Here is a 26,186-nt window from a genome sequence, read left to right as displayed (position 1 = left end):
GTCAGCTCCCGGCATCGGCGAGCAACGGTTCCAGCACCAGGTCGGGGTCGCGGTTGCGGACGGTGGACAGCCGCCACTTGTCGGGGAACAGGGCGAGTAGTTCCCCGTCACGCACCCGGGTCATCACCTCGACCCCGGGAGCGGCGTTCAACCCGGCCACGCTCGCCGCTTCGGTGCGCCGGGCGAGGGTGTACGGCAGATGGTCGACTGCGGTTGGTACCCCGAACTCGGTCGCCAGTCGGTGGGTGGCGACCTCGAACTGCATCGGCCCGACCGCAGCGAGCACCGGGGACTGCTCGCCCCGGCGGTCCGATCGCAGCACCTGGACCACGCCTTCACCGTCGAGTTGTTCGATGCCGCGGCGGAACCGTTTGAACTTCGACGCGTCGGTGGCCCGGATGGCGACGAAGTGTTCGGGGGCGAACGACGGCAGCGGTGGGAATGTCACCGCCGGCCCAGGCGCGTAGAGGCTGTCGCCGATGCTCAGCGCGGTGGCGTTGACCAGTCCGACCACGTCGCCCGGGTACGCCTCGTCGATGGTGTCCCGGTCGCGGCCGAAGACCTGCTGGGCGTACTTGGTGGCGAACGGACGGCCGGTGCCGGCGTGGGTGACGACCATGCCGCGTTCGAACCGGCCGGAGCAGACCCGGACGAACGCTACCTGGTCACGGTGGGCCGGGTTCATGTTGGCCTGGGTCTTGAAGACGAATCCGGCGAACGGCGCGTCCAGTTCGCGGGGGGTGCCGGTTGTGTCCGGTCGAGCCGTCGGCGCGGGGGCGGTGTCCACCAGCACGTCGAGGAGCTGGCGTACGCCGGCGTTGGTGACCGCGGCGCCGAACAACACAGGCGTGGTGGTCGCGGCGACGAACGCGGCCCGGTCGTGTTCGGCGCCGGTGGCGGCGAGCAGGTCCAGCTCTTCGACCGCCTGGGTCCAGTCGGTGCCGTACCGTCGGCTGGCCTCGTCGGCGGTGAGGGTTTCCTCGATGACGGCGCTCGCCCCGCCCGGGGTGCGGGTGAACGCGACCATCCGGCCGGTGCGCCGGTCGGCCACCCCGTGGAACTGCCCCGCGACACCGACCGGCCAGGTCAGTGGGGTGCAGCGCAATCCGATCCGTTGCTCGATCTCGTCGAGCAGTTCGAGTGGCTCCAGCCCGGGTCGGTCCCACTTGTTGATGAAGGTGATCACCGGCACCCGGCGGTGGCGGCACACCTCGAACAGCTTCAGCGTCTGCGGCTCCAGTCCTTTGGCGGCGTCGAGCAGCATCACCGCGCAGTCGACCGCGGTCAGCACCCGGTAGGTGTCCTCGGAGAAGTCCGCGTGCCCGGGCGTGTCGAGCAGGTTCACCACCGTGTCGCGGTAGGTGAACTGCAGCGCCGCCGAGGTGATCGAGATGCCGCGCTGCTGCTCCAGGGCCATCCAGTCGGAAACCACACCACGGCGGTCGCCCTTGCCGTGCACGGCGCCGGCGGAGTTGATCGCCCGAGCGTGCAACGCAAGGGCCTCGGTGGTGGTGGACTTGCCCGCGTCCGGGTGGGAGATCACCGCGAAGGTACGCCGCCGCGCTGCCTCCGCCGTGACCGGTCGTAGGGCTTCCGCTGTTCCCGACACCTGACGTCCTTCTCCTTTCGCCGCCCGTGTGTGGTGGCAGGTCGACGACCGGACTCTAACGTAAGGGGCCGGATTGTCGGTCGGCGCGGGTTCAGTCCGCTGCCGCGCGGCGACCTGCTCCGGTCGGCTGCCTTCGGCGTCTCACGGCAGCCGGCCGTGTTGTCCCGTGCCGCCAGCGGCACGCCGGTGTCGGCCCGGCGGAGGGTGTGGGGCAGGGGGACAACACGGCCGGCCCACCGGTGCCGTCCGACGTGACGGATCAGCAGGACGGCACCATGCTCTTGACGTCCTGGGTGGTGTTGATCCAGGTGTCCGCGGCGAATCCGGTGGCACCGGTGGCCGGATCGGTGATCCGGTCCCACGTCGATGACGGCCAGTACCCGCCGCCGACATACTCACCGAAGGTGTAGCAGGAAATGGTCACCGTACTGCCGTAGTAGGTGTATCCGACGACGGCGGACGTGGTGCTGGGGCCGGCCCGGACGTTGAGCCACGGGCTGGCCAGGATTGTTCCGGTTACGCCGCCCGGTGTGCCGCCGCCGAGCCGGTTCACCGCCGCCTGCGCGGCGGACAGGTGGTTGGCGTAGACGCCGCTGTTGTAGGTCGACCACGGCTGCCAGTTGCTGCCGCCGCTGGAGATGTTGTACGCGGCGTTCGCGTTGCACTGGGCGTCGTAGGCGCAGGCGTCGGTCACGGTGGGGTGGTAGCAGTTGTTGATCTGCCAGAGACCGCGGTCCAATGATCCGTAGGGACATCCGGCGGTGGGGCCGTTGCTGCCGACCGCCGACGGGTTGCACGAGGACTCCGCCATGGCCACCGCGACCGCAGTGACCAGTGGGCTGCCCCGGAACCCGGCGGCGTACCCCGCCTGGGCGCACAGGTCGATACCGACGGCGTTGACGCTGACGGTGTCCGGTGCCGGCGTGGTGGCGGGCTCGCCGACGCTGGCCGGGACAGCTCCGTCGACGGCACCGCTGTCCGGCGCGGCACTGGCCGTGCCGGGCACCGCGAGAGCGACCGCGCCGACGACGGAAAGCAAGGCGAGGCCCAGCGCCAGCCGAGGACGGCGCCGACGGCCGCCGGCGGAGGTGGGCGGGAGACGATCGGGATCCATCATGTTCCTTCCTGGGAACGACGAGCGGGGACTGAGTTCCGACGGGTGACGTGGCGGTCGGGTGACGCGGTGGTCAACGTCCCGGCCACTCCGGGTCCGCGTACGACCAGCCGAGGTACGGTGCGCCGGGCCAACTGAGCGAGACCTGCCGGATAGCGGGGGCGGTGGTGATGTAACTGCCGTTGCCCTCGGAGAGCATCACGTGACCGGCGTAGCCGTTGATCTGCGCTCCGGCGAAGAAGACCAGGGCGCCGGGCGGCGGTGTGCCGGTGGTGTGGATGAGGCCGCGCTGGTACAACGCGTTGTAGTGGACCAGCGCGGTGGCGTAGCCGCTGGCGGCGCGTCCGTACGCGTGCCCGACGAAGTTGTCGCACCAGCCGTCCCAGGGATGGTTGCTGTCGCCGAGGTCGCCGTTGGTGTGCGTGTGTCCGAGGACCGACCGGGCCCAGGCGAGGGCGCGCTGCTCCCGGGTGCCGGTCGACGGTGGGGTGCCGGAGCCGCACTCCGGCTCGCCCGGCAGGTACTGGTTGAAGCCGGGCGTGGTGGTGTAGTAGTCGCTGATCCAGCCGTTCACCGGCGCGCTGATCTGGTGCCAGACATTGTTGCCGTAGATGTTGCGGCCGCGTACCGCGCACTCGGCGGTGAAATACGTGCCGTCGGCGAGGACGGTGACCGCCGGTGCCGAGGCATCGTGCGGGCTGGTCCGCACGATCAGCCCGGCACCACCGGTGCCGGTCACCCGGTAGCCGGTGATCCCGGCGATCGCTGGCGCGGCGGCTCCGACCAGGACCATCACCAATGCGACGAGGGACGCCAGGACACCCCGCAGGATTCGGGGGAGGGTTCTGGGCACCGGTCGGCGGGCGGGTTCAGTCTGCTTGCGGTGGTACACGCGGTCCTCCTGTCGTAGAGCGGACTGCCCGTCCACCCGATACCGCGTCCATGCCGGAGGCCTCCACAGACGGCATCCGTCGCCCGGTACGCCCGGTCGGTCAGGATCCGAAGGCGCACATGGTCCTGTACGGACTGTGAGACGCTGTTCGCTGGTGTCTATCCAACGGGCAGCTGCGTCGAGGCCGATACTGACCTGGACCTGCTCGTAAAGCACTGGCTTGACCGCTGTTGACACCAGGTTTACGCGTTCAGGAGAGGACATGACGGATCAGAATGGACACACCGGCACTCGTGGTTCCGCCGCCGGCCCGATCGGTGCCTTCGTCGCCGATCTGGAACAGCTTCGACGCGACGCCGGGCAGCCCTCGTTGCGCAAGATGGCGGAGAAGGCCCACTACTCGCACACCGCGCTGTCCGGTGTGCTGTCCGGAACCCGGCTGCCCTCGTTGGAGCTGACCTTGGCGTTCGTCCGCGCCTGTGACGGAGACGAGGACAACTGGCGGCAGCGGTGGAGCCAGGTCGACGCACTCATCAACGGTGCCACGCCACCAGCCGACCGGCCCGCCGTACGCGAGCCGCACCTCACCCGCCGGGCGCTGGCGGCGACCGGCGGGATCGCGGCTGTCGTCGCTGCGGTGATCCTGGTGCCGACGTCGGTACTCGACCGGCTCGGCGGGGCGGTGCAGGAACCCGTGGCGACCTCGGCCGCCGGGTCACCGGCGGCGGACGGCGCGGACCCGCAGCAGGAACAGTGCCACCTCGACGCGGTGAGCACGCACACCGTGCAGGTTCCCGACCGGGATCCGACCCAGCCGCCCTACGGCAGCCTCACCCTGCGTTACTCCCAGCGATGCCAGGCGGCCTGGCCACTCTTCGTCTCCACCGAGCGGGTGCCGACCGGGGTCACCATTCGGCTGTCCGTCAGCCGTCCGTCCGACGGGGCCGTCAGTCGGTTCGACTATCCCTATCTAGTGCCGAGCCAGGTGTACAGCGTGTACGGCAACGTCCTGCGGACCACCGAGGGGTGCGTCGAGGTCGCGGTCGAGATCAGCGGCGCGGACGACCGTGCCGCGTTGGCCACTGCGTCGACCCCGTGCGCCCATCCCGACCCGACCGGCACACCGGCCGCCCTGCAGGTCCGCGACCTGCGCATTCCGGTGGCGGCTCTGCCGGTCGCCGCTTAGCCGGGCGGCGGCTGACCCGGTTCGTCCGGCGGCCGTGCCTGGGTCTGCGCCAGGTACACGGTGTTGGCCGAGTCGCTGCCGATCAGCGGGTTGCGGAACGTGACCACCTCGGTGCGGACCTGCGGGAATACCTGGCCGAGCGCTTCGGTGAACCCGGCTTCCGGTGGGTCGTCGGACCACAGCGCGAATACGCCGCCGGGCCGCAGGTGGCTGGCCAGGCGCCGTAGGCCGTCCGGCCGGTAGCAGGCGGCGTGCGACGGGTGCAGGACATGCCCGGGGGAGTGGTCGATGTCGACGAGGACGGCGTCGAACCGTCGTCCAGGTGCGGCCGGATCGGGGCCGGCCGCCGCAGTCAGGGCGAAGAAGTCTCCGGCCACCAACCTGCACCGGGGATCCGCGACCAGCGCCTCTCCACCCGGCACCAGACCGCGTTGGTGCCACCCGATGACGTCGGCCAGCGCTTCGACGACGATCATCGACCGGACCCGACGATCCCGCAGTACGGCATGGGCGGTGTAGCCGAGGCCGAGCCCGCCGACGACGACGTCGAGGTCTTCGCGGGACAGCTCGGCCAGGGCAAGCCGGGCCAGTTCGATCTCGGCGACGGTGAACAGGCTCGACATCAGGTACTCGTCGCCCAGTTTGACCTCGTACACCTCGCGGTCCACGACCGGGTCCCGCCGCCGCCGGAGGCTAATTTCACCCATCGGGGTTTGCCGCCAGTCTAGTTCTTCGAAACGCGCGGCCATCGGCACTCCTTCTGATGGGGCGCAGGTTGGCCCGCCGACTCTACCGTCTCGTGTGGGTGTGCCGGGTGGGCGCACAGTCCGCCGACCGACCTGACAGCCAGTCCTTCGACGGACGTCGACGGCCTCTGCGGTTCTTTCGTCTGCGGGTGAGCAGAAGTTCGACTTGATCGCTCAGAAGGTCTTGCTGCGGCTGCCGACGGAGCTGGTGGTCCGCGCGTCGTGCCGCCCCTACCATCCGTTGCGCGATGCCGACGTCCCGGTGGCCGCCGCGGCGGCCACCGGCGCAGCCACCCCGGACGAAGTCGCCGCGGTACCGGCATCCCCCCAGGTCGGACCTACCGCGTCGGCACCTACCGCCGCGCCGAGCGCGCTGGCTTGAGGGATCGGCGAGACGCCGACCGGCATCGGCGACGGAAACCGCATTGAGTGACATGGTCGTTACTTAGTCGGACGCCCTATGGTGTTTCCAGCCGGCAGGCGTAAGGGTGATCCTGTCGGAGTCGCATCAGCGACGCGTGGATCGTAGGCGTACCGGAGGGCCGATCGGGTGTTCAGCCGCATTGCCATCGTCAACCGTGGTGAGGCCGCGATGCGGCTCATCCACGCCGTCCGGGAGCTGGCCGCCGAGACCGGGGCGCGGATCGAGACCGTAGCCCTGTACACCGACGTCGACCGTACCGCGACGTTCGTCCGTGAAGCGGACATCGCCTACGACCTCGGGCCGGCATCCGCCCGGCCGTACCTCGATCTGACGGTCCTGGAACGCGCCCTGGTGGCGACCGGCGCCGACGCGGCGTGGGTCGGCTGGGGCTTCGTCGCCGAGTCCCCGGCGTTCGCGGAGCTGTGCGAGAAGACCGGTGTCACCTTCGTCGGACCGAGCGCGCACGCGATGCGTCAGCTCGGCGACAAGATCGGCGCGAAGCTGATCGCCGAGGAGGTCGGCGTGCCGGTCGCCCCCTGGAGCCGGGGCGCGGTCGAGACCCTGGAGGCCGCCCTGGCGGCGGCGGGTGGCATTGGCTACCCGCTGATGTTGAAGGCGACCGCCGGTGGCGGCGGGCGCGGCATCCGGGTGATCACCAACGAGGCCGAGCTCGTCGACGCGTACGAGCGCACCAGCCAGGAAGCCGCCCGCGCGTTCGGTAGCGGCGTCGTGTTCCTGGAACGGCTGGTCACCGGTGCCCGGCACGTGGAGGTTCAGGTGATCGCCGACGGTCAGGGCACCGCCTGGGCGCTCGGCGTACGGGACTGCTCGGTGCAGCGGCGCAACCAGAAGGTGATCGAGGAGTCGGCGTCGCCGGTGCTCAGCCCGGCGCAGGCCGCCGACCTCAAGGCGTCGGCCGAACGGCTCGCCGTCGCGGTCGGCTACCAGGGCGCGGCGACCGTCGAGTTCCTCTACCATCCCGGTGACCGCATGTTCGCGTTCCTCGAGGTCAACACCCGGCTGCAGGTGGAGCACCCGATCACCGAGTCCACCACCGGATTCGACCTGGTCAAGGCGCAGCTGCACGTGGCGTCGGGCGGGCGGCTGGAGGGCGACCCGCCGGTGGAGCGTGGGCACGCCGTCGAGGCCCGGCTCAACGCCGAGGACCCGGACCGCGACTTCGCGCCCTCGCCGGGTCGGATCGCCCGGCTGGACCTGCCCGCCGGGCCCGGGATCCGGGTGGACACCGGGGTCAGCGAGGGCGACACCATTCCCGCCGCCTTCGACTCCATGATCGCCAAGATCATCGCATACGGACGGGACCGTGACGAGGCGCTCGGCCGGCTGCGCCGGGCGATGGCGAACACCACCGTGATCATCGAGGGCGGTGCGACGAACAAGAGCTTCGTGATCGACCTGCTCGATCAGCCCGAGGTGATCGACGCCAGCGCGGACACCGGGTGGATCGACCGGGTCCGCGGTGCAGGCCGGCTTGTCGCGCACCGGCACGTCGCCGTCGCCCTCGCCGCTGCGGCGATCGAGGGCTACGAGGCCGACGAGCGCGTCGAACGGCAGCGATTGCTGGCCACCGCGTCCGGCGGACGTCCACAGGTGCAGCACGCCAGCGGCCGGCCGGTGGACCTCAAGCTGCGCAGCGTCGGCTACCGGGTACGGGTGGCGCGTACCGGCGCGTACCGGTTCCGCGTCGGCATCGAGGTGGCAGACGTCGTGCACAGCGCCGACGTCGAGCTGGACCGTTTCGACCGGCACACCGGGCAGATCGTCGTCAACGGCAGCCGGCACCGCCTGGTCACCGGAACGCACGGGCCGGTGCACCTGATCGAGGTCGACGGGGTGACTCACCGGGTCAGCCGCGACGAGGGCGGCGTGCTCCGCGCACCGATGCCCGCCCTGGTCGTCGCCACCCCGGTGCCGGTCGGTGCCGAGGTCGAAGCGGGCACACCGGTGCTGGTACTCGAGGCCATGAAGATGGAGACGGTGCTGCGGGCACCGTTCAAGGCCCGCCTGAAGGAATCCGCCGTGTCGGTCGGAAACCAGGTCGAGGCGGGTGCACCGCTGCTGAGGTTGGAGCCGGTCGCGGACGACGCGGCAGCCGGTCCGGAGACCGGGTCGTCGGCGCCCGTCGAGCTGGACATGCCAGCCGCGTCCGGGGCACTCCCGCCGGCCGAACGGTGCCGTCGGGGCCAGGAGGGTCTGCGCGGACTGCTCCTCGGCTTCGACGTCGACCCGCACGACGACCGTCGCGTCCTCGACGACTATCTCGCCGCGCGCCGGTCCGCCGCCGAGGACGGCGACCGGCCGTTGGCCGCTGAGATCGAACTCATTGGGGTCTTCGCCGACCTCGCCGAGCTGAGCCGCAACCGGCCCACCGACGCCGACGGCGGTGACGGGCACGTCCACAGCGACCGCGAGTACTTCCACACCTACCTGCAGAGCCTCGACGTCGAAAGGGCCGGCCTGCCGGACGCCTTCCAGGCCAAGCTCGCCAAGGCGCTCAGCCACTACGGCGTCACCGATCTGGAGCGCTCCGCCGATCTCGAGGCCGCTGTATTCCGGATCTTCCTCGCACTGCAGCGTGCCGCCGCCGACGCCACAGTCGTCGCCACACTGCTGCGCGCGTGGCTGCGGGAGCCGCCGCCCGGCCAGTCGTTGCACGAGCCCGCCGGTCTCGCCCTGGAGCGGCTGGTCGCCGCCACGCAGGTCCGCTTCCCGGTGATCGCCGACCTTTCCCGAGGCGTGGTGTTCGCCTGGTTTGCCCAGCCGTTGCTGCGCCGCAACCGGGCCACCGTCTACGCCCGGGTCCGCGCGCATCTGCGTCACCTGGACGCCCATCCGGACACGCCGGATCGCGCCGAGCGCATCGCCGACATGGTCCGCAGCACCGAACCGCTGGTCCGGCTACTCGGCCAGCGGATCGTGCGTGACCACCTCGACAACGCGGTCATGCTGGAGGTGCTGACCCGCCGGTACTACGGCAACAAAGGGCTCACCGCGGTCCACACCCACCAGGTCGCCGGCTGCACCTTCGTGGTCGCCGAGCGGGCCGACTCGAGCGTGGTCACCGCCGCCGTGGCCATCGATGCCCTGGGCACTGCCCTCGACGGGCTCGCCGAGCTTGCCAGTGGCCGGGAGTCCATCGATGCCGATATTTATCTTGCCTGGGAGAACCAGCCGGAGGACTTCGACGCGATGGCGGCAGCGCTGCTCGACGTCGTCGCCGCGCACCCGCTACCGCCCCAGGTCCGCCGGGTGACCACCACCATCGCGGGCCGCGCCGGTGCGGTCATGCACCACCACTTCACGTTCCGCCCATCGAGCCGGGGAATGGTCGAGGAACGGCTGATCCGCGGCCTGCACCCGTACATCGCGCAGCGCATGCAGCTGGAGCGGCTGCGCGGGTTCGACCTGACCCGGCTGCCCTCGCTGGACGAGGAGGTCTACCTTTTCCAGTGCGTCGCGCGGGAGAACCCGTCGGACCAGCGTCTCGTCGCGTTCGCGCAGGTACGCGACCTGACTCAGTTGCGTGACCACGATGGACGTCTGGTGTCGCTACCGACCACCGAGAACACCGTCGCGGCCTGCCTTGACTCTATCCGCCGGGCCCAGTCGCGCAGACCGTCGAAGACCCGCTTCACCACCAACCGAATCGTGGTCTACGTCTGGCCGCCGAACGATCTGACCCGCCAGGAGATGGAGATGATCGCCGGGCGGATGCGCCCGACGACTGCGGGTGCCGGGCTGGAGGAGATCCTGTTCATCGGCCGGCGGCGCGACCGGGCGACCGGCGAGTTGAGGAAGACGGCGGTACGGATCGCCATCGACGCCACCGGCGGCGCCGAACTGGTCGTCGGCGAGCCGCCGGTCGAGCCGGTCGAGGTGCTGGACGACTACCGGCTGAAGGTGCTGCGGGCGAGCAGCCGCAACACGGTGTACCCGTACGAACTGACCAGCCGGCTCGGCGACTTCGTCGAGCATGACCTCGACGACGACAACGCGTTGGTGCCGGTCGACCGCCCGAAGGGGAGCAACAGCGCGGCCATCGTCGCCGGTGTGGTCAGCACGGTCACTGCCCGTCACCCAGAGGGTGTCACCCGGGTCGTGCTGTTCGGTGATCCCACGAAGTCGCTCGGCGCCCTGTCCGAGCCGGAGTGCCGCCGGATCATCGCGGCCCTGGACCTGGCCGAGCGGATGCGGGTGCCGGTTGAATGGTACGCGTTGTCCGCCGGGGCGCGGATCTCCATGGAGTCGGGCACCGAGAACATGGACTGGGTGGCCGCCGCGCTCAAACGGATCGTCGAGTTCACCCAGGCCGGTGGTGAGATCAACATCGTGGTCGCGGGCATCAACGTCGGCGCCCAGCCGTACTGGAACGCTGAGGCGACGATGCTCATGCACACCAAGGGCATCCTGGTGATGACGCCGGACTCGGCGATGGTGCTGACCGGCAAGCAGTCGTTGGACTTCTCCGGCGGGGTGTCCGCCGAGGACAACTTCGGCATCGGCGGCTACGACCGGGTGATGGGTCCGAACGGGCAGGCGCAGTACTGGGCGCCGAGCCTGACCGCCGCGCGGGACGTGCTGCTGGCCCACTACGACCACACGTACGTCGTACCGGGCGAAACCGGGCCCCGGCGGGCGAGCACCACCGACCCCGCCGACCGTGACGTCTCCACCTTCCCGCACACGGTGGCCGGCAGCGACTTCACCACTGTCGGTGAGATCTTCTCGGCCGAGGCCAATCCGGACCGCAAGAAGCCGTTCGACATCCGGACCGTGATGCGGGCGCTGGCCGACCAGGACCACCCGGTGCTGGAGCGCTGGGCGGGCATGGCCGACGCTGACACCGCCGTCGTGCAGGACGTGCACCTTGGCGGCATTCCCGCCTGCCTGCTCGGCATCGAGTCGCGCACGGTGCCGCGGCGTGGCTTCCCGCCCACCGACGGCCCGGACACCTACACCGCCGGCACGCTGTTCCCGCAGTCGTCAAAGAAGGCCGCGCGGGCGATCAACGCGGCGAGCGGCAACCGGCCGCTGGTGGTGCTGGCCAACCTGTCGGGCTTCGACGGATCGCCCGAGTCGATGCGCAAGTTGCAGCTGGAGTACGGCGCCGAGATCGGCCGGGCAATCGTGAACTTCCGTGGGCCGATCGTGTTCTGTGTGATCTCGCGGTACCACGGCGGCGCGTTCGTGGTCTTCTCGAAGGCGTTGAACTCCGCCATGACCGTGCTCGCGCTGGAAGGTTCGTTCGCCTCGGTACTCGGTGGCGCTCCTGCCGCCGCAGTGGTGTTCTCCGGCGAGGTGGACGCCCGTACCGCGCGCGACCCGCGAATCCGGGACCTGGAGGCGCGGTCGGCCGCCGCAGCCGGCACCGATCGCGCCGCGTTGGCCGCTGAACTCGACGAGCTGCGCTCGTCGGTACGTGCGGAGAAGCTGGGCGAGGTGGCCACGGAGTTCGACCGGATCCACGACATCCAGCGTGCGGTCGAGGTCGGCTCGGTGGATGCCGTCATCAGCGCCGCCGAGCTGCGCCCGCGGATCATCGCCGCCATCGAATCCCGGCTGGGGCAGGGGCGGTGACAGCGAACCTCTGACTGGGTGGTAGGCCCGTCGGGTGCGGCCTTCTACTGGCGACCCTGCTCGGTGAGTATCCTCACCGTTGCGGTTCGTCGGTGCGGGGCCGGGCCCCGGCGACAAACCTGTTCAGCGCCGGTCCGTGCAGCACGCCGCCGGGCACCGGGTCGCGCAGCGCCCGCACCACCAGGCGCGCCACCGGCAGGCGGTCCGGCGCCCGTGCCGCAGCGAGTACCACGTTGCCGTACCGTCGGCCCCGCAGCATCCGCCGGTCGGCGATGGCGCAGACGTCGGCGAAGACCGCCCGCAGGGTGGCCACCTGCATCCGGGTGCTGGCCAGCGGTGGCAGGTCGGTGACGTTGACCAGGTAGATACCGTCAGGTCGCAGTACCCGGGCGACCTCGGCGGCGAACCCGACGGTGGTGACCTGCGGCGGCATCCGGGCCGCCTGGTAGATGTCGGCGAGCACCAGATCGTACGCGTCGGCGGGCCCGGCGGTGACCGCCTCCCGCGCGTCGGCGACCACGACCTCGACGCCGGCCGGCCGGGGCGGCAGCTCCCGCGCCACCAGCGCGACCACTTCGGGATCCCGCTCGACGACGGTCTGCGCCGAGCCGGGCCGGGTGGCGGCGACGTAGCGGGGCAGCGTCAGCGCACCGCCGCCGAGGTGCAGCACGTCCAGCGGAGCACCGACCGGCGCGGCGAGATCGGCCCCGGCGGCCATCCGGCGGACGTACTCGAAGCGCAGGTACGCGGGATCGGAGACATCCACGTACGACTGCTCGACGCCGTCGGCGAGCAGCATGCGCCCGGTCGACCTGGCCGGGTCGACGGCCAGGTCGAGCCGGTCGCCGGATGTCCGCATGACCAGCAGGTTAGCGACCGTCAGACGGGTGTACGCGACCACTGTTGGTTGGTGCCAGTGTGGCACGACCACTGCGTGAGGACGACGCCGTCGGCGGTCGACGCAGCCGGCACGTCCACACATTTTCCGCTGTGCCGCGCCCGCAGCTGGAAGTAGCTGCCGTTGGTGACCATCTGGAACTGCTGGTTGGCGCCGGTGCCGCAGGTGTACTGGATGAGGTCAGCCCCGTCGGCGGTCGACGCGCTCACCACGTCGAGGCACTTTCCGCTGTGCCGGCTGATCAGGCGCCAGTAGCCGCTGCCGGCGTCCTGGAACTGCCACTGCTGCCACGGGTTGCCGTTGTAGGTGTACTGACCGACCCGCGCACCGTTGTCCGTGTTCGGCTGCTGGACGTCCATGGCCTTGCCGCTGTGCCGCGCGGTGACGCGGTAGAACGTCCCTGTCGGCGGCGTCGAGGGGTCGTCGCTGACGGCGTCGCCCCAGCCGTAGCGGATCCGGTCGGCGCCGGACGGGTTGCGGACGGTCAGGTCCAGGCTGGTACCGCTGCCGCTGAGCGCGAACATCGAGTACCAGTCGTACCCGATGCTGCCGGGCTTGCCGCCGATCGCCGGCCAGTAGGTGCCGCCCATCTGGTTGTCGCGCATCACCTGGGCCATGGCGCGGATGTGGCGGACGAAATTGTCGGTGCTGTTCGGGTTGGCGTAGTTGCGACCGTCGTTCATCGGCGCGCCGAACTCGGTGGCGACCGCCCGGGAGGCGCAGTTGCCGAGGCGGGTCTGGATGTGGCTGCGGAAGTCGTCGTAGGACATCTCGCCGTAGAAGAAGGCGTAGTGGTGGAAGGACAGCAGCGTCGAGTGGAAACGGCTGTCGTTGCAGATGTCCCGCAGGTCCTGGCTGTAGCCGGTGCCGCCGATCAGCACCCGGCTGGGCACCGCCGAGTAGTGGTAGCTCAACCAGTTGGCCGCGACGTCGCGCCACTGCGCCGAGCTGTAGCCGTGCGGCTCGTTCATCGGCTCGAAGTAGACGTTCGGGTTCGACCCGTAGGTATTGGTGACCGTCGACCACATCGCGTTCCACGCGGCGAGGTTCGTGATCCGGCCGCCGGAGGCGGCACCGTCCTCCCAGTAGGCAAGGATGACCTTGAACCCGCGTTCGGTGGCGGCGTCGATGGCCCCTCGGTAGGCCTCCCACCATGCCGTCCCGACCGTGTGGGTGTTGATCGGCAACCGGACGGTGTTGACGCCCATGGTGGCAGCCATGTCGTCGTAGATGGCGTTGGCCTTGGCCCGCACCGTCGCGTTGCTGTCGGATGAGTTGAGTCCGTGCACGATGAGCGGACCGGTGCTGAAGTTGTCACCCAGCACGGCCCAGTTCACGCCGCGGAGCTGGCTGGTGGCGGCGGTGGCTGGCGACGACGCGACGACTGCGGCGCCGACCATCGCCGCCACCACGGCCACCATGGCGATCGACAACCGACGCAACGACCGGGTGTCCGACGATGACCCTGACAAGATCTGGCCTTTCTGGGTTCGGGACATCGGACCGGTTGCGTGGTCGGACCAGACCGCTGTCCTATCGATACAGCTGGCGATGTTCGCGCTAACATGATTGGTGGTGCGCGCGGTCAAGGCCCCGCGCGGAGTACGTGCCGCGCGGGCGGAGAAGGCACGTCAGAGCAGTCGATGAAGCGTGTGTTCGGTGCGTTACGTTCTTGTTGCGGCCAAGTGTTAGCGACCGCATCTAGGGTGTCAAGGAATCGAACACGATCGTTCAAGCTGGGATCGTCGTCGCGTCCCAGACGGACGACTCCGGCGGTCAGAGGTCGGCTAGCGGACGGTTCGCACCGGCACACGCCGCGGCGAGCAGTTCCACGTACCCCGTCATCCAGCGGCGGGCGGTGTCGTCGGCGAGTCGGTCCACCGGATACTCCAGAAAGCCGTCGATCCCGTCCGGGCCGGGTACCAGGACGATCAGCAGCGCCGCCCGTGCGGCACCGGTCGGCACCTCGTGCACCCGAACAGCCAACTCCGGCAGGTCGATCCGGGTGTCGAAGGTACTCTGAAAGGCGAAGCTCACCGTCATCCCGGACGGCGCTGCGCCCTCGCCCGGCGGGGGCAGCTGCTGGTAGATCCATGCCGTGGGCAGCAGATTGTCGATGCCGGCGAACAGGCCGCCGGCGGTCTGGCCGACCAGTTCCGCGAACGTCGCTGCGGCGGCGGTACGGATCCGTACCGGCAACGCCGTCGACAGTACGGTAACGGTGTCCTCGTACGCCCGGGGTGACCGGTTGGCATACGGCATCGACAGGGTCACGTCGGGCTGTCCGCTGAGCCGGGCGAGCAGCAGCGCCAACGCCGCAGCGGCGACTGCGGTGACCGTGGCACCCAGCTCCCGGGTGAGCTCCTCGACGGCGAGCCGAACCTGTCCCGGGATCTCGAACCGGCAGGTGGCGGCCCGCCCACTCGGCTGCTGCGGTGTGGGGCGGCCGAACGGCAGATCCAGCGCCAGTGGCCCATCGCCAAGATTTTCCGCCCAGTAGGCCAGCCGTCGGCGGCGGGTCGGCTCGTCCCACTGGCCCTGCTGCCAGCGTGCGTAGTCGGTGCACTGGGCGGTGGGCGGGCCGAAGCCCGGCGCACCTGAATCGCGGGCGGTGCGGTACCCGTCCGCCAGCTCGCGCAGCAGCACGGTGACCGTCCGGCCGTCGCAGGCGACGTGATGCAGGACCAGGACAAGCCAGGACTCGCCGGGCGACAGCCGGATCAGCGTGAACCGCACCGGTGCCTCGTCCGCCAGCGCGAACACCGGCGACACCACCTCCCGGCAGAGGGTCTCGGCTCGCCGCCGCGCCGCGTCCGGCGCCAGCGCGGCCAGCTCGACGACGGGCAGCGGGACCGGTCGGTGGGCGAGGATCCGTTGGGTCCAGGTGCCACCGTCGCGGATCAGCCGGGTGCGCAGCGCATGGTGCCGGGCGACGAGGCCGTCGACGGCGGCGTCGAGCGCGGCGACGTCGAGGTCGCCGACCAGTTCCAGCCGCAGCCCGACGTTCCAGCTGGCGGGGTGCGTGCTGCGGCCGGCTATCTCCATCACCCGTTCCTGCTGGGCCGACAGCGGCGCCCGGGTGATCTCGCGCTCGTCCGCCGGCGCGGCCAGCCACCGCAACAGCTCATCCTTGTGCGACCGCAGCGCCGTGACCAGCTGCGGACCCATCGCGGCGGCTGGGGCGTCGTAGTACAGGGTGCCGCCGGCGCCGGTGAGCCGCACGTCGTGGACGGCGACGTACTCCAGCAACTCGTCGAAGGTCACAGCGTGCCCCGCACCCGGCGGGCAGACCCGTCGACGGCGGGCGTGGCGTGCCCGCGCAGCCGGCCGACCATCGCCACGATGGTCGGCGCGCGGAAGAACTCCAACGCCGGATAGTCCGCTCCGGTGGCCTCGCGTACCCGGTTGAGCAGGCGCATCGCGTTGATCGAATGCCCGCCGAGGGCGAAGAACGACGCGTCGTGGTCGATGCGTTCCGGATCCTGGTCGAGTTCGGCGGCCCACAACGCCCGCACCGTCTCGGTCAGCACGTCACCGGTCCCACCGTCGTGTGGGGCCGCTGCCTGCGGTGCCGGCGGCTGAGTCACCGGCTGCGGTGCCGGTGGCTGAGCCGGTGGCGGGGCCACCGGCTGGGCCACCGGCGGCGCGGGCATGCCGGTACGGATGGTCGGCTCCGGCAGCCCGGCGTGGTCGATCTTGTCGTTGCCGGTCTGCGGCAGCGCGGGTAGCACCGCCCACACCCGGGGGACCAACACGTCGGGCAGTTCGCGGGCCATCGCGGCGACGAGCCGGTCGGCCAGCCCGTCGGGTGCCACGCCCGGCGCGGGCACGGCGTACCCGGCGAGGTACGGCTCGTCGCGGCGGTCCCGACGGGCCACCACGACGCCGTCGGCGACCAGATCCAGCCCGCGCAGGACGGCCGATGCTTCGCCTGGTTCGACCCGGTTCCCCCGGATCTTGACCTGGTCGTCGGTACGGCCGAGGAACACCAGCACCCCGTCGGCGGTCCACCGCACCAGGTCCCCGGTGCGGTAGCGGCGGGAACCGGGGCCGCCGGCCGGGTCGTCGACGAACCGTTGCGCGGTCAGCTCGGGCCGGTTCAGGTAGCCACGACCCACCCCGGCACCGCCGATGAACAGCTCCCCGACGGCCCCGACCGGTGCCAAGTTGCCCCACTCGTCGCGGATCTCGACGCGGACGTTGTCCAGCGGCCGGCCGATCGGAATCAGGCCGTCGGACTCGGCGGACGCCTCCGCCACCACCTGGGACGTGGCGACGACCGTCGTCTCGGTCGGTCCGTACACGTTGCGCACCACGTAGGGCACCTCGGGCTGCGGGCGTACGCGCAGTTGCTGGCCACCGACGGTGAGATGGCGCAGCCGGGGCTGGGCCGCCACGGGCAGCGAGAGCAACCCTTCCCCGATGGGCGTGGGTAGCATCGCGACGCTCACCCCGGCGGTACGCATCCAGCGCGCCAGCGCCATCGAGTCCATCCGTACGGCGTCGTCCGCGATCGTCAGGCTCGCACCGACCTGCAGCGGCGGCCAGATCTCCAGCACGGAGGCGTCGAAGCTCTGCCCACACACCACGGAGCTCCGGTCGTCGGCGGTCAGCTCCAGCTCGTCGCGGTACCACTGACACAGGTTCAGTACGCTGCGGTGGCTGATGGCCACGCCCTTCGGCCTGCCGGTCGAGCCGGAGGTGTACATGACGTAGCACGGAGCCTCCGGATCGGGGTCGCCGTACCCGACGGAACCGCCGTGGTACCCGCTCGGATCGCTCTCAGACTCGTCGACGTGCAGCAGCCGTACCCCGTCGGGCAGATCCGGTGCGGCGTCACCTCCGGTAGCCAGCACCACCCGGGCGGCGCTGTCCGAGACCATGAAACGCACCTGCCGGTCGTCGAGGAGCGGATCCAGCGGCAGGTAGGCGGCACCGGTGCGCAGTACCGCCAGCGCGGCGACGACGAACTCCGGTGACCGGGGCAGCCACAACGCCACGATGTCGCCTGCGGTGACCCCGTTGCCGGTCAGCCGGTGCGCCAGCGCGGTGGCCCGTTCGTCGAGCTGCCGGTAGGTCAGCACCGTGCCGCCGCCTATCACCGCGACCGCCTGCGGTGTGCGTGCCGCCCACTGCCGCACGGCGCCGTGCGCACCTGCCTGCGGCAGGTCGCGCTGCCGCCCGACGCCCCAGCGGACCAGTGCGTCCCGGTCGGCGTCGAGGACACCGACCAGCGCGGAGAGCGGTGTATCGGGCTGACCGACGGCGGCGGCAAGGGTCGCGACCAGGTACGACAACAGCCGCTCGGCGCTGTCCGCCACGAACAGGTCGGTGCTGTACTCCAAACGGCAGTCGATCCCGTCGGCGTGGTTGGTCACGTATAGAGCCAGGTCGGTCACCGCCCGTTCGATCCGGTGCGCCAGGGCCCGGGAACGCACGCGGGGAAGGTCGAGCGGGATCGGGCCGCCGTTGTCGAATTCCACGATGGTCTGGAAGACCGGGGTCCGGCTGAGGTCGCGGTCCGGGCTCACCGCGCCGACGACGGCGTCGAACGGTACGTGAGCGTGGTCGTACGCGTCCAGGGCGGTGTCGCGGACCTGCTTGAGCAGGTTGGCGAAGGTCGGGTCGCCGGACAGGTCCAGCCGCAGGGCCACCGTGTTGAGGAAGAACCCGACCACCTCCTCAGCGCCGGAGGGCCGGATCGACACCGGGGTCCCGACGACCAGCTGGTCACTGCGGGTGAACCGGCGCAGCGCGGCCGCGTACCCGGCGAGCACGGTCATGAACAGCGTGCTCCGGTGCGCCCCGCTGAGCCGGCCCAGCAGCGCGGACAGCTCCGGGTCGAGCCTGCGCCGCACCGACGCGCCGGTGCCGCTGCGTACCTTCGGGCGTGGTCGGTCGGTCGGCAGGTCCAGCACCGGCAGGTCCCCGGCCAGCCGCTCCCGCCAGTAGCCCAGACCGGTCGGCTCGCCGTGCGAGCCGCTGCTGGCATCCGCCTGCCGACCGGCCAGGTCCAGGCAGTCCACGGACAGCTCCGGCAGATCGGCGGGCTGGCCGTCGAGGGCGGCCCGGTACAACGCGGACAGGTCACCGGCCAGCACCCGCACCGACGCCGCGTCGATCACGATGTGGTGCAACGACAACACGAGCACATGCCGCTCGGGCGACCAGCGCAGCAGCCGGGTCACCAGCAGTGGACCACGGGCGAGGTCGAACACCCGGCGGCCTTCGTCGGCCAGCACCTGCCGGACGGCGTCGTCCTCGTCGCGGCCGGTGTGCTCCTCGACGGCGAGGTCCACCGCGCCCCGGCCGAGTACGACCTGGACCGGCTCGCCGTCACGTTCCGGGAACACGGTACGCAGCGCCGCGTGGTGGGCCACCAGCTGGTTCAGCGCGGCGCGCAGCGCCGGCACGTCCAGCGGCCCGTCGAGTCGTACGGTGACCGCCTCGTTGTAGGTGCCCCGGCCCGGATGTAGCCGTTCGAGGAACCACATCCGCGCCTGTCCCCGAGACACCGGTCCGGTTCGGTCCGGGTGCAGATCGCGGGCCGCCACCACGGCACCGGCCGCCACCACGGCACCGGCCGCCACCACGGCACCGGCCGCCGGCTGTCCGGCCGCCGCTTGGTATCTGGCCCGTAGCCGGTCCAGCTGTGGCAGTCCGGCCTGCACCTGGTCGGGGGACGCGCCGAAGTCGACCAGCGCGGCCACCTCGTCGACGCCGGCGGCGGTGAGTGCGTCGATCAGCCGCGCACCATCGTCCGGCGATCCGATCAGCGCCCGTGCCTTGCAGTACCGGTCGTAGGCGCGCCGGAACACATAGTCCAGATCGTCGGCGTCGGCGGTGTCGAGGTCCACCTGGAATCCGAGACTCTTGGTCGTCTGCCCGAACAGTGACAGCGAGGAGTGCAGGTACGCCTTCAGCGGCGCGAACGCCTCGGCCCGGGCCTGGGCCGAGTCCGCACCGAGGTAGGTGTGCACGAGCACGACCACCCGGCCGCCGTCCGGGTCGAGCCCGTGTGCGGCGCGGGTCCGCCGGTAGCGCCGGACGTTGTCGGCCAGCTGCTCCACCGACTGGCTCATCAGGTTGGTGACGACGCCGAGGTCGTGTTCGGCGGCCCGTTGGTACGACTCCGGGTTGCCCACCACGGCGACGAACATCGGCGGCATCGGCTGCACCGGGCGGGGCAGGGTGCGGATCCCGACCGGTTCTCCGGTGCCGCTGCGGCGCTCGACGGACTCACCGCGCCACAGTCGGCGCACTTCGTCGAGGTGGTGGAACATCACGTCGCGGTGTGTGCCGAAGTGTTCCGGGGCGAGAACGAAGTCGCCCGCGTGCCAGCCGGGCGCGCAGCCGATGCCGACCCGGCCCCCGGACAGCCGGTCGACCATGGACCATTCCTCGGCGACCCGGATCGGATCGTGCAGCGGCAGGACCACCGACCCGGCGTGCAGCCGGATCCGGCTCGTCTCGCGGGCCAGCGCGGCGGCCAGCACCACCGGGTTGGGGAACACCCCGCCGAAGGAATGGAAGTGGCGCTCGGGAATCCACAGCGCGTGGAAGCCGTGCCGGTCGGCGAAGCGGGCTGTGTCGACGATCAGCTCGTACGGGTCGGCGGCCCCCGAGCCGGGCGGATAGTCCCCGAAGAAGTACACGCTGAAGTCCGGTGCCGGTCGCCCCGGTCCGCCCGGCGGTTCGAGGCTGCCTGCTGCTGCGGCACCCGCTGCCGGCTCGGTGCGCACCGCCGGTCCGGTTCCTACCGCTGGTCCGGTCCGGGCGGTGTGTTTCGGTTTCACCACGGGTACGGTGGGACCGGCCGGGCGGGGGAGCAGCCCGCCGGCGCGCATCTCGCGTAGCGAGGCGCGCACCGCGTCAATCACCATGTCGACGTCGTCGTCGGTGTGCGCCGTGGAGAGGAAGAAGTTGCGCCATTCCCAGACGTACATTCCCTTGAGTAGCAGATGGTGATAAAGAAGCTCGAGGTCGGCGTGGTGCTCGAAGCGGAACTGCGAGCCGACGTGGCCGAGCCGGACCGGGTACTCCTCCTCGGTGAAGAAGTCGTTCAGCGTGCCGACGAGCCGGTCGGTCCGGGCGTTGAGTTCCTGCTGCAGCCGTGGGCTCTGCTCGGTCAACCGGGTCAGCACCGCGCGTGCGGCGGCCATGGAGACCGGATGCTGGATGTAGGTGCCGCCAAAGAAGGTCGTCTCCCGCTGCGGGTGACTGTCGTCGCCGTAGCGCCAGAAACCGCCGTCGACGCCGTCCATGATGTCGGCGCGTCCGGCGATCGCCCCGATCGGGAAACCGCCGCCGAGCAGCTTGCCGTACGTGGCGAGGTCCGGCGACACGCCGAACAGTCCCTGGGCGCCGCGCGGATGGGGCCGGAACCCGGTCAGCATCTCGTCGAACATCAGCACGATGCCGTACCGCCGGGTGATGTCACGGAGCCGGCGTAGGAACTCACCCGGCTGCAGGGACGGGTGGCGGCTCTGCACCGGCTCGACGACGACGGCGGCCAGTTGCTCACCGAACTCCTCGATCGCCTGCAGACTCTCCGGTACGCCGTAGTCGAGGACGACCAGGTCCGCGACGGCGCTGGTCGGGATGCCGGTGCTGACCGGGACGGTGGTCCGGTCCGCTGCGGTCCCGATCGAGCGGCCGAGCACGTTGTCGGCATGTCCGTGGTACGACCCGTGGAACATGACTATCTTGTCGCGTCCGGTGGCGGCCCGGGCGAGCCGGATCGCGGCCGAGTTCGCCTCGGTGCCCGAGTTCGCGAACGCCACGCGCGGCATCCCGGTCAGCTCGCTCAACAGGCACGCGGCCTCACCCGTGTCGACGCTGCGCGGCCCGAGCTGGACCCCCCGGGACAGATGCTCCCGGACCGCCTCGGCGACGAAGTCCGGCTCATGGCCGAACAGCAGCACTCCGAAGCCCATGGTGATGTCCAGGTACCGGTTGCCGTCCACATCCTCCAGCCATGCGCCCTTCGCACGCCGACCGGCGATCGGGTAGAGCATCTCCTTGGTTGCGCTGCGGAAGCCGACCACCGCCCGGCTGTCGGCCAGCACGCCGCGGTAGCGCTGGGCTATCTCCTTCGACCGCCGGGTCTTCACCACGAACCGTCGCCGCAGGTCGTCCAGATGGGCCTGGACGTTGTCGGTGGCGACCGCACCGACCTGACCGGCGTCGTCCGTCACGACCACCCTGGGCCCGTGCACGTCGATGCCCGGTGCTGTCGGCGTCGCGGCCGGTCCGGCCGGTGGCGTCGCGACCGGAGCCGCAGCCGGGACGGGCGGGGCCGCAGCAGGTGCGGGCGGGGCCAGACGGGACAGGATCAGACGGGACAGCTTTCCCGGGGTGTCCGCCTCCTCGAACAGCTCGCGCATGGCGAGCCGGACACCGAACTCACCTTCGAACTCCCGCAGCGCGTTGATCATGGCGAGCGAGTCGGCACCCATCTCGACGAACGGGCGGTCGACGGCGATGTCGCCCGGTGTGCAACCGAGATGCCGCGCGCTGATCTCGCGTACCCGCTCGACCACCGGCGCGAGATCCGGCGCGGCCGGTCCGGCGGCGACGGTGGCACCGCCGTCGCGGACGCTGTCGACGTCGACCATGAGCCCTCCAGGTTCGGTTCGTGTCAGCGGCGGTCCGGTCCAGTGGATTCGTCGCTGGAACGGATACGCGGGCAGCGGCACCCGGTGCGCGTGCGCGTGCGCAGCGTCGAGCAGGGCGTTCCAGTCCAGATCGACTCCGTGGACGTGCAGCCGGGCGCAGGCCTCGAGGTGCTGGTCGAGTTCCGCGCCCCGGCGCTGAACGGGAAGGGCCGGCGACCCGGGCAGTGCCGCGCGCAGCAACGCGACCAGACTCGGATGCGGACCGAGCTCCAGCACCGGCGCACCGGTCGCGTCGGCGGCGGTCGACGTTTCCGCTGTCGTGACGGCGATCGCGGTTGTGACCAGGTCGAACCGGACCGGCATCCGGGTCTGCCGCACCAGGTACGCCGGGTCCGGTCGGTGTCCCACTGGCAGCACGGTGCCGTCCACGCTGCTGACCAGCGGTGTGTCCAAAGGCGTCCATGGGACCGAGTCGAACGCCTCGACCAGCCGGGGGAGGATCGGGTCGAGCAGCGCCGAGTGGAAGGCACGGTCGACGGCGAGCCGGTGCCAGCGCATCCCGAGGCGGTCGAGCACCCCGCAGGCGGCGTCGAGCGCCTCGACCGGCCCGGCGACGACATGTTGCTCGGCCGCGTTGGTCGCGGCGAGGTCGAGCCGTCGGTCGGTGGCGAGCAACTCGTCGACCGCGGACCGGGTGGCGAAGACGGCCACCATGCCGCCGGGCGCGGTGTGCTCCCGCATCAGCCGCCCGCGTAGCCCGGTCAGCCGCAGGCCGTCCTCGATCGACAGCGCGCCGGCCGCGGCCAGGGCCGCGTACTCGCCGATGCTGTGACCGGCGACGAGTCGCGGCGCCACCCCGAGCGAGCGCCACAGCCGGGTCAGCGCGGCCTGGAACGCGAACAGCGCCGGCTGCGCCACGTCGGCCGGCCAGATCCGGTCGTCACCGGGGGCGGCGGCGAGCAGCGGCGTCAGCACCGACGGCCCGCCGCAGCGGCGCTGGTACGCCTCGCAGGCGTCGAGCACCGCCCGCACCTGCGGGTACCGCCGGTACAGCGGACCGGCCATACCCGCGTACGAGGAGCCCTGCCCGCCGTACACCACCACCGGCGTCACCCCGCTGAGTACGGCGGCGGCGACGCCGGCACCCGGGACCGATCCGGTGGCCACCCGCCCCGGGCGTTGCCGCCCCGGCGCGGCGAGGTAGTCGTCCAGGGCGTCCGCGAGCGCCGTCGTCGTCGCGCCGGTCACGACGAGTCGGTGCGGCAGGTGCGGCCGGCCGAGCGCGGCGGTGGTGGCCAGATCGGCCGGGTCGAGCCCGGGGTCGGCCCGCAGCTGGTCGCGCATCCGGTGGGCGAGCGTACGCAGACTCTCCGGGTGGTGCGCCGACAGTGGAACCGGCACCGGGCCGGCCGTCGCTGGCTGTCCCCTCACAGGCTGAGCCGGGCCGGGATGTGCCCTCGCCGGCGGCGCCGGTCGCGCTGGTGGTGGTGCCTGCAGGATCAGGTGGGCGTTGGTGCCGCCGACCGCGAGCGCGGTCACTGCCGCCCGGCGGGGCCCGGGCAGGTCGGGCCAGGCGCGCACCTCGGTGGGGATGACGAACGGGCTGGCCGCCAAATCCAACGCCGGGTTGGGGCGTTCGAACCCGACCAGCGGCGGGATCGTCGCGTGCCGCAGCACCAGCACCGTCTTGATCAGGCTGGCCAGGCCGGCGCAGGCGTCCAGATGCCCGATGGCCGGTTTGGCCGAGCCGATCGCGCAGTAACCGATCCGGTCGGTGCGCTGGCGGTACGCGGCGGTCATGGCCTCGAACTCGATCGGGTCGCCCTTGTAGGTGCCGGTGCCATGGGTCTCCAGGTAGCCGATCGTCTCGGGGGAGACCCCGGCCACGTCGAGCGCCCGCAGGATGGCGTCCCGCTGCCCGGCGGCGCTGGGCGCGGCGTAGCTGGTCTTCGTGGCACCGTCGTTGTTGACTCCGCTGCCCAGGATCACCGCGTGGATGGTGTCCCCGTCGGCGACCGCGCGGTCGTACCGCTTGAGCAGCACGGCCGCGACCCCGTTGCCACCGACGGTGCCGTCGGAGGACGCGTCGAACGCGCGGCACCGGCCGGACCGGGACAGGATCGTGCCTTTGACGTGGCGGTAGCCCAGGATCTGCGGGGTGTGCACCGCCGCCGCGCCGGCCAGGGCCAGGTCGGCGTCGCCGGCGAGTAACGCCTGTCCGGCCAGATGCACCGCCACCAGAGCGGTCGAGCAGCCACTCTGCACGGTGACCGCCGGACCGGTCAGTCCGAGCCGGTACGCGACCCGGGTGGCGGCGAAGTCGTTGTAGTTTCCCACGGCCACCTGGAACGCCGGGGCGAAGTCACCGTCCCAGCGGGCGGTGGCCAGGTTGTTGCGCAGGTAGGTGTTGAGTGGATAGAGGTGGTATCCGACACCGGCGAAGACGCCCACCCTGGTATCGGGTCGCGTGGCCGCGTATCCGCCGTTCTCCAGCGCGTGGTAGCAGGTCTGCAGGATCAGCCGGTGCTGCGGGTCGACGGTGCGTGCCTCCTGCGCGCTCATGCCGAAGAACTCGGCGTCGAACGAGTCGATGTCGTCGAGCACTCCGCTGACAGCGACGAAGTCCGGTGACTCGCGCAGTTGCTCGGGCACCCCGGCGCGGGCCAGCTCGGTGGGGCTGAACCTGCGTACGCTGGTCACGCCGTCGCGGATGTTGTGCCAGTACGTCTGCGGGGTGTCCGCACCGGGCAGCCGCAACGCCATGCCGATGATGGCGATCCGCCGGTCGTCGGCGCCACCGCGCGTCGGGGCGCTCATGCCGTCGCCTGCCGGCGGGCCCACAGCGCGGCCAGCATCGCCAGCGCCAGCAGCACCGCCAGTCCGTGGAACAAGGTGACCACGGTCAACGGACTGAACCCTTCCAGCAGGAATGAGCAGGCCACCATGCCGACGCCGAAGCCAAGGTTCTCCGCGGTGGCCGAGAACCCGAAGACGTACCCGCGTTGATCGTCGGGGGTGGCCTGCAGCCGGGTGGTGTAGGCGATCTCGGTGAAGCCGTCGGCGACACCGGCGACCGTGGCGACCAGGATGGCCAGCGGTAACGGCGGCGCGGTGAAGGTGAGGATGAACGCCACCGACATGAGCGCCGCGCCGGCGGCGAACGCCCGCTCGTTGATGGTCCGGCCGGTACGCCTGGCCCAGCGGGCGACGAAGCGCTGCGCGATGATGTTGCCGATCGCCCAGGTGGCCCAGAACTGGGACATGAACGCGGCCGGATGCTGCGGGTCCAGCATGGTGGACAGCACCGGCAGGCCGACGTTGTGCGAGGCCGAGCCGAACGCGTCGGCGGCACGCAGGGTGATCAGCGCGAGCAGGACCGGGGTGAGCCTCAGGTAACGCAGCGCCGTCAGCTGCGCGGCGAGCAGCCCGTCCCGCCGCCGCGCCTCGCCCGGCCCGGAGCCCGGCCCGGAGCCCGCCGCGGCTGCCGGCTGCCGGCTGCGGGTGGTGATCGGCAGCCGGGCCAGGACCGCGGCCGAGAAGAGGAACGCCCCGGCGTCGATGAGGAACGCACCCGTGTAGCCGACCGTGGAGATGAGCACTCCGGCCGAGGCGAACCCGGCGACCATCGCCAGCGACCGACCGGTGGCGAGCAGTGCGTTGGCCCGGACCCGCTGGTCCTGCCCGACGATCTCGGGAATGCTGCTGCGCAGCGCGACGCTGGTGAGGGTGGCACCGGCGCCGGTGACGACCGCGACGGCGTACAACAGGCCGGCCTGGGCCGCGGTCGGCGCGAGGACCAGCACGACCAGGGCGAACGCCTGGCTGACGTCGGACGTCACCATGATCCGCTTGCGGTCGAACCGGGACACCAGGCTGCCGGCACCGAATCCGGTGAGGACACTGGTGGCCAGCCGTAGCGCCATGAACAGGCCGGTGTGCGTGGCGCTGCCGGTCAGCGAGTACGCGAACAGGCTCAACGCGATCATGTCCAGATAGGTGCCGTACGCCGAGACCGCGTTGCCGACCACCAGGAACCGGAAGTGCCGCATCCCGCTGCCGGTACGGCCGGGGTCCTGATCCGTGACGGTCACGAGCGGCCGGC

Annotated in this window: 12 protein-coding genes; 3 read left to right on the top strand and 9 right to left on the bottom strand. The window is 71.2% G+C overall.

Features of this window, described 5'->3' with window-relative positions:
- Nucleotide 1: 1 nt before the first annotated feature.
- The 3 genes from ACFHWS_RS04150 to ACFHWS_RS04140 all read right to left on the bottom strand — a co-directional run bounded on the left by ACFHWS_RS04150 (nt 2) and on the right by ACFHWS_RS04140 (nt 3,615).
- On the bottom strand, nt 2-1,609 hold the full coding sequence (locus ACFHWS_RS04150) for a peptide chain release factor 3 (RefSeq protein ID WP_416553204.1): 1,608 nt from the start codon (nt 1,607-1,609) through the stop codon (nt 2-4).
- 259 nt (nt 1,610-1,868) lie between these two features.
- Nucleotides 1,869-2,726, bottom strand: a complete 858-nt coding sequence (locus ACFHWS_RS04145) for a transglycosylase SLT domain-containing protein (protein ID WP_416567666.1) — start codon at nt 2,724-2,726, stop codon at nt 1,869-1,871.
- A gap of 70 nt (nt 2,727-2,796) precedes the next feature.
- A complete protein-coding gene (locus ACFHWS_RS04140; RefSeq protein WP_416567665.1) occupies nt 2,797-3,615 on the bottom strand; it encodes a hypothetical protein in 819 nt (272 codons plus the stop codon).
- Between the two features lie 262 nt (nt 3,616-3,877).
- Between ACFHWS_RS04140 and ACFHWS_RS04135 the strand changes: the two genes are divergently transcribed.
- Nucleotides 3,878-4,801, top strand: coding sequence for a DUF2690 domain-containing protein (locus tag ACFHWS_RS04135; RefSeq protein ID WP_416553198.1), 924 nt, complete (start codon nt 3,878-3,880; stop codon nt 4,799-4,801).
- Here ACFHWS_RS04135 and ACFHWS_RS04130 read toward each other — a convergent pair.
- The gene (locus ACFHWS_RS04130; RefSeq protein WP_416567664.1) at nt 4,798-5,508 is read right to left on the bottom strand and encodes a spermidine synthase; all 711 of its coding nucleotides are present in this window, start codon (nt 5,506-5,508) and stop codon (nt 4,798-4,800) included. The genes ACFHWS_RS04135 and ACFHWS_RS04130 overlap by 4 nt on opposite strands.
- Before the next feature lie 205 nt (nt 5,509-5,713).
- Here ACFHWS_RS04130 and ACFHWS_RS04125 point away from each other — a divergent pair, with 205 nt between their 5' ends.
- Entirely contained in the window at nt 5,714-5,929 is a 216-nt protein-coding gene (locus tag ACFHWS_RS04125) for a hypothetical protein (protein ID WP_416553194.1), read from the top strand.
- 168 nt (nt 5,930-6,097) lie between these two features.
- The gene (locus ACFHWS_RS04120; protein ID WP_416553192.1) at nt 6,098-11,569 is read left to right on the top strand and encodes a carboxyl transferase domain-containing protein; all 5,472 of its coding nucleotides are present in this window, start codon (nt 6,098-6,100) and stop codon (nt 11,567-11,569) included.
- A 73-nt stretch (nt 11,570-11,642) separates the two neighbouring features.
- Here ACFHWS_RS04120 and ACFHWS_RS04115 read toward each other — a convergent pair whose 3' ends face one another.
- The 5 genes from ACFHWS_RS04115 to ACFHWS_RS04095 all read right to left on the bottom strand — a co-directional run bounded on the left by ACFHWS_RS04115 (nt 11,643) and on the right by ACFHWS_RS04095 (nt 26,175).
- The gene (locus tag ACFHWS_RS04115; protein WP_416567663.1) at nt 11,643-12,428 is read right to left on the bottom strand and encodes a spermidine synthase; all 786 of its coding nucleotides are present in this window, start codon (nt 12,426-12,428) and stop codon (nt 11,643-11,645) included.
- Between the two features lie 20 nt (nt 12,429-12,448).
- Nucleotides 12,449-13,909 carry an RICIN domain-containing protein gene (locus ACFHWS_RS04110; protein WP_416553188.1) on the bottom strand — a complete coding sequence of 487 codons (1,461 nt, stop codon included), beginning with the start codon at nt 13,907-13,909 and terminating at the stop codon, nt 12,449-12,451.
- A 334-nt stretch (nt 13,910-14,243) separates the two neighbouring features.
- Entirely contained in the window at nt 14,244-15,731 is a 1,488-nt protein-coding gene (locus ACFHWS_RS04105; protein WP_416567662.1) for a condensation domain-containing protein, read from the bottom strand.
- Nucleotides 15,728-24,901 carry a MupA/Atu3671 family FMN-dependent luciferase-like monooxygenase gene (locus ACFHWS_RS04100; protein WP_416567661.1) on the bottom strand — a complete coding sequence of 3,058 codons (9,174 nt, stop codon included), beginning with the start codon at nt 24,899-24,901 and terminating at the stop codon, nt 15,728-15,730. Before ACFHWS_RS04100 ends, ACFHWS_RS04105 begins: the two co-directional genes overlap by 4 nt.
- Entirely contained in the window at nt 24,898-26,175 is a 1,278-nt protein-coding gene (locus ACFHWS_RS04095; RefSeq protein ID WP_416553182.1) for an MFS transporter, read from the bottom strand. Before ACFHWS_RS04095 ends, ACFHWS_RS04100 begins: the two co-directional genes overlap by 4 nt.
- Between the last annotated feature and the right edge of the window lie 11 nt (nt 26,176-26,186).

The organism is Micromonospora sp. LOL_013 (genome assembly GCF_048060315.1).
In the GTDB taxonomy this organism is placed as follows: domain Bacteria; phylum Actinomycetota; class Actinomycetes; order Mycobacteriales; family Micromonosporaceae; genus Micromonospora_E.
This window is presented reverse-complemented; position numbering and strand designations above follow the sequence as displayed.

Bases quoted from the DNA above. Each gene is read 5' to 3' on its own strand.
- ACFHWS_RS04145 (WP_416567666.1), bottom strand. From the start codon at position 2,726: ATGATGGATCCCGATCGTCTCCCGCCCACCTCCGCCGGCGGCCGTCGG.
- ACFHWS_RS04135 (WP_416553198.1), top strand. From the start codon at position 3,878: ATGACGGATCAGAATGGACACACCGGCACTCGTGGTTCCGCCGCCGGC.
- ACFHWS_RS04130 (WP_416567664.1), bottom strand. From the start codon at position 5,508: ATGGGTGAAATTAGCCTCCGGCGGCGGCGGGACCCGGTCGTGGACCGC.
- ACFHWS_RS04115 (WP_416567663.1), bottom strand. From the start codon at position 12,428: ATGCGGACATCCGGCGACCGGCTCGACCTGGCCGTCGACCCGGCCAGG.
- ACFHWS_RS04100 (WP_416567661.1), bottom strand. From the start codon at position 24,901: ATGAGCGCCCCGACGCGCGGTGGCGCCGACGACCGGCGGATCGCCATC.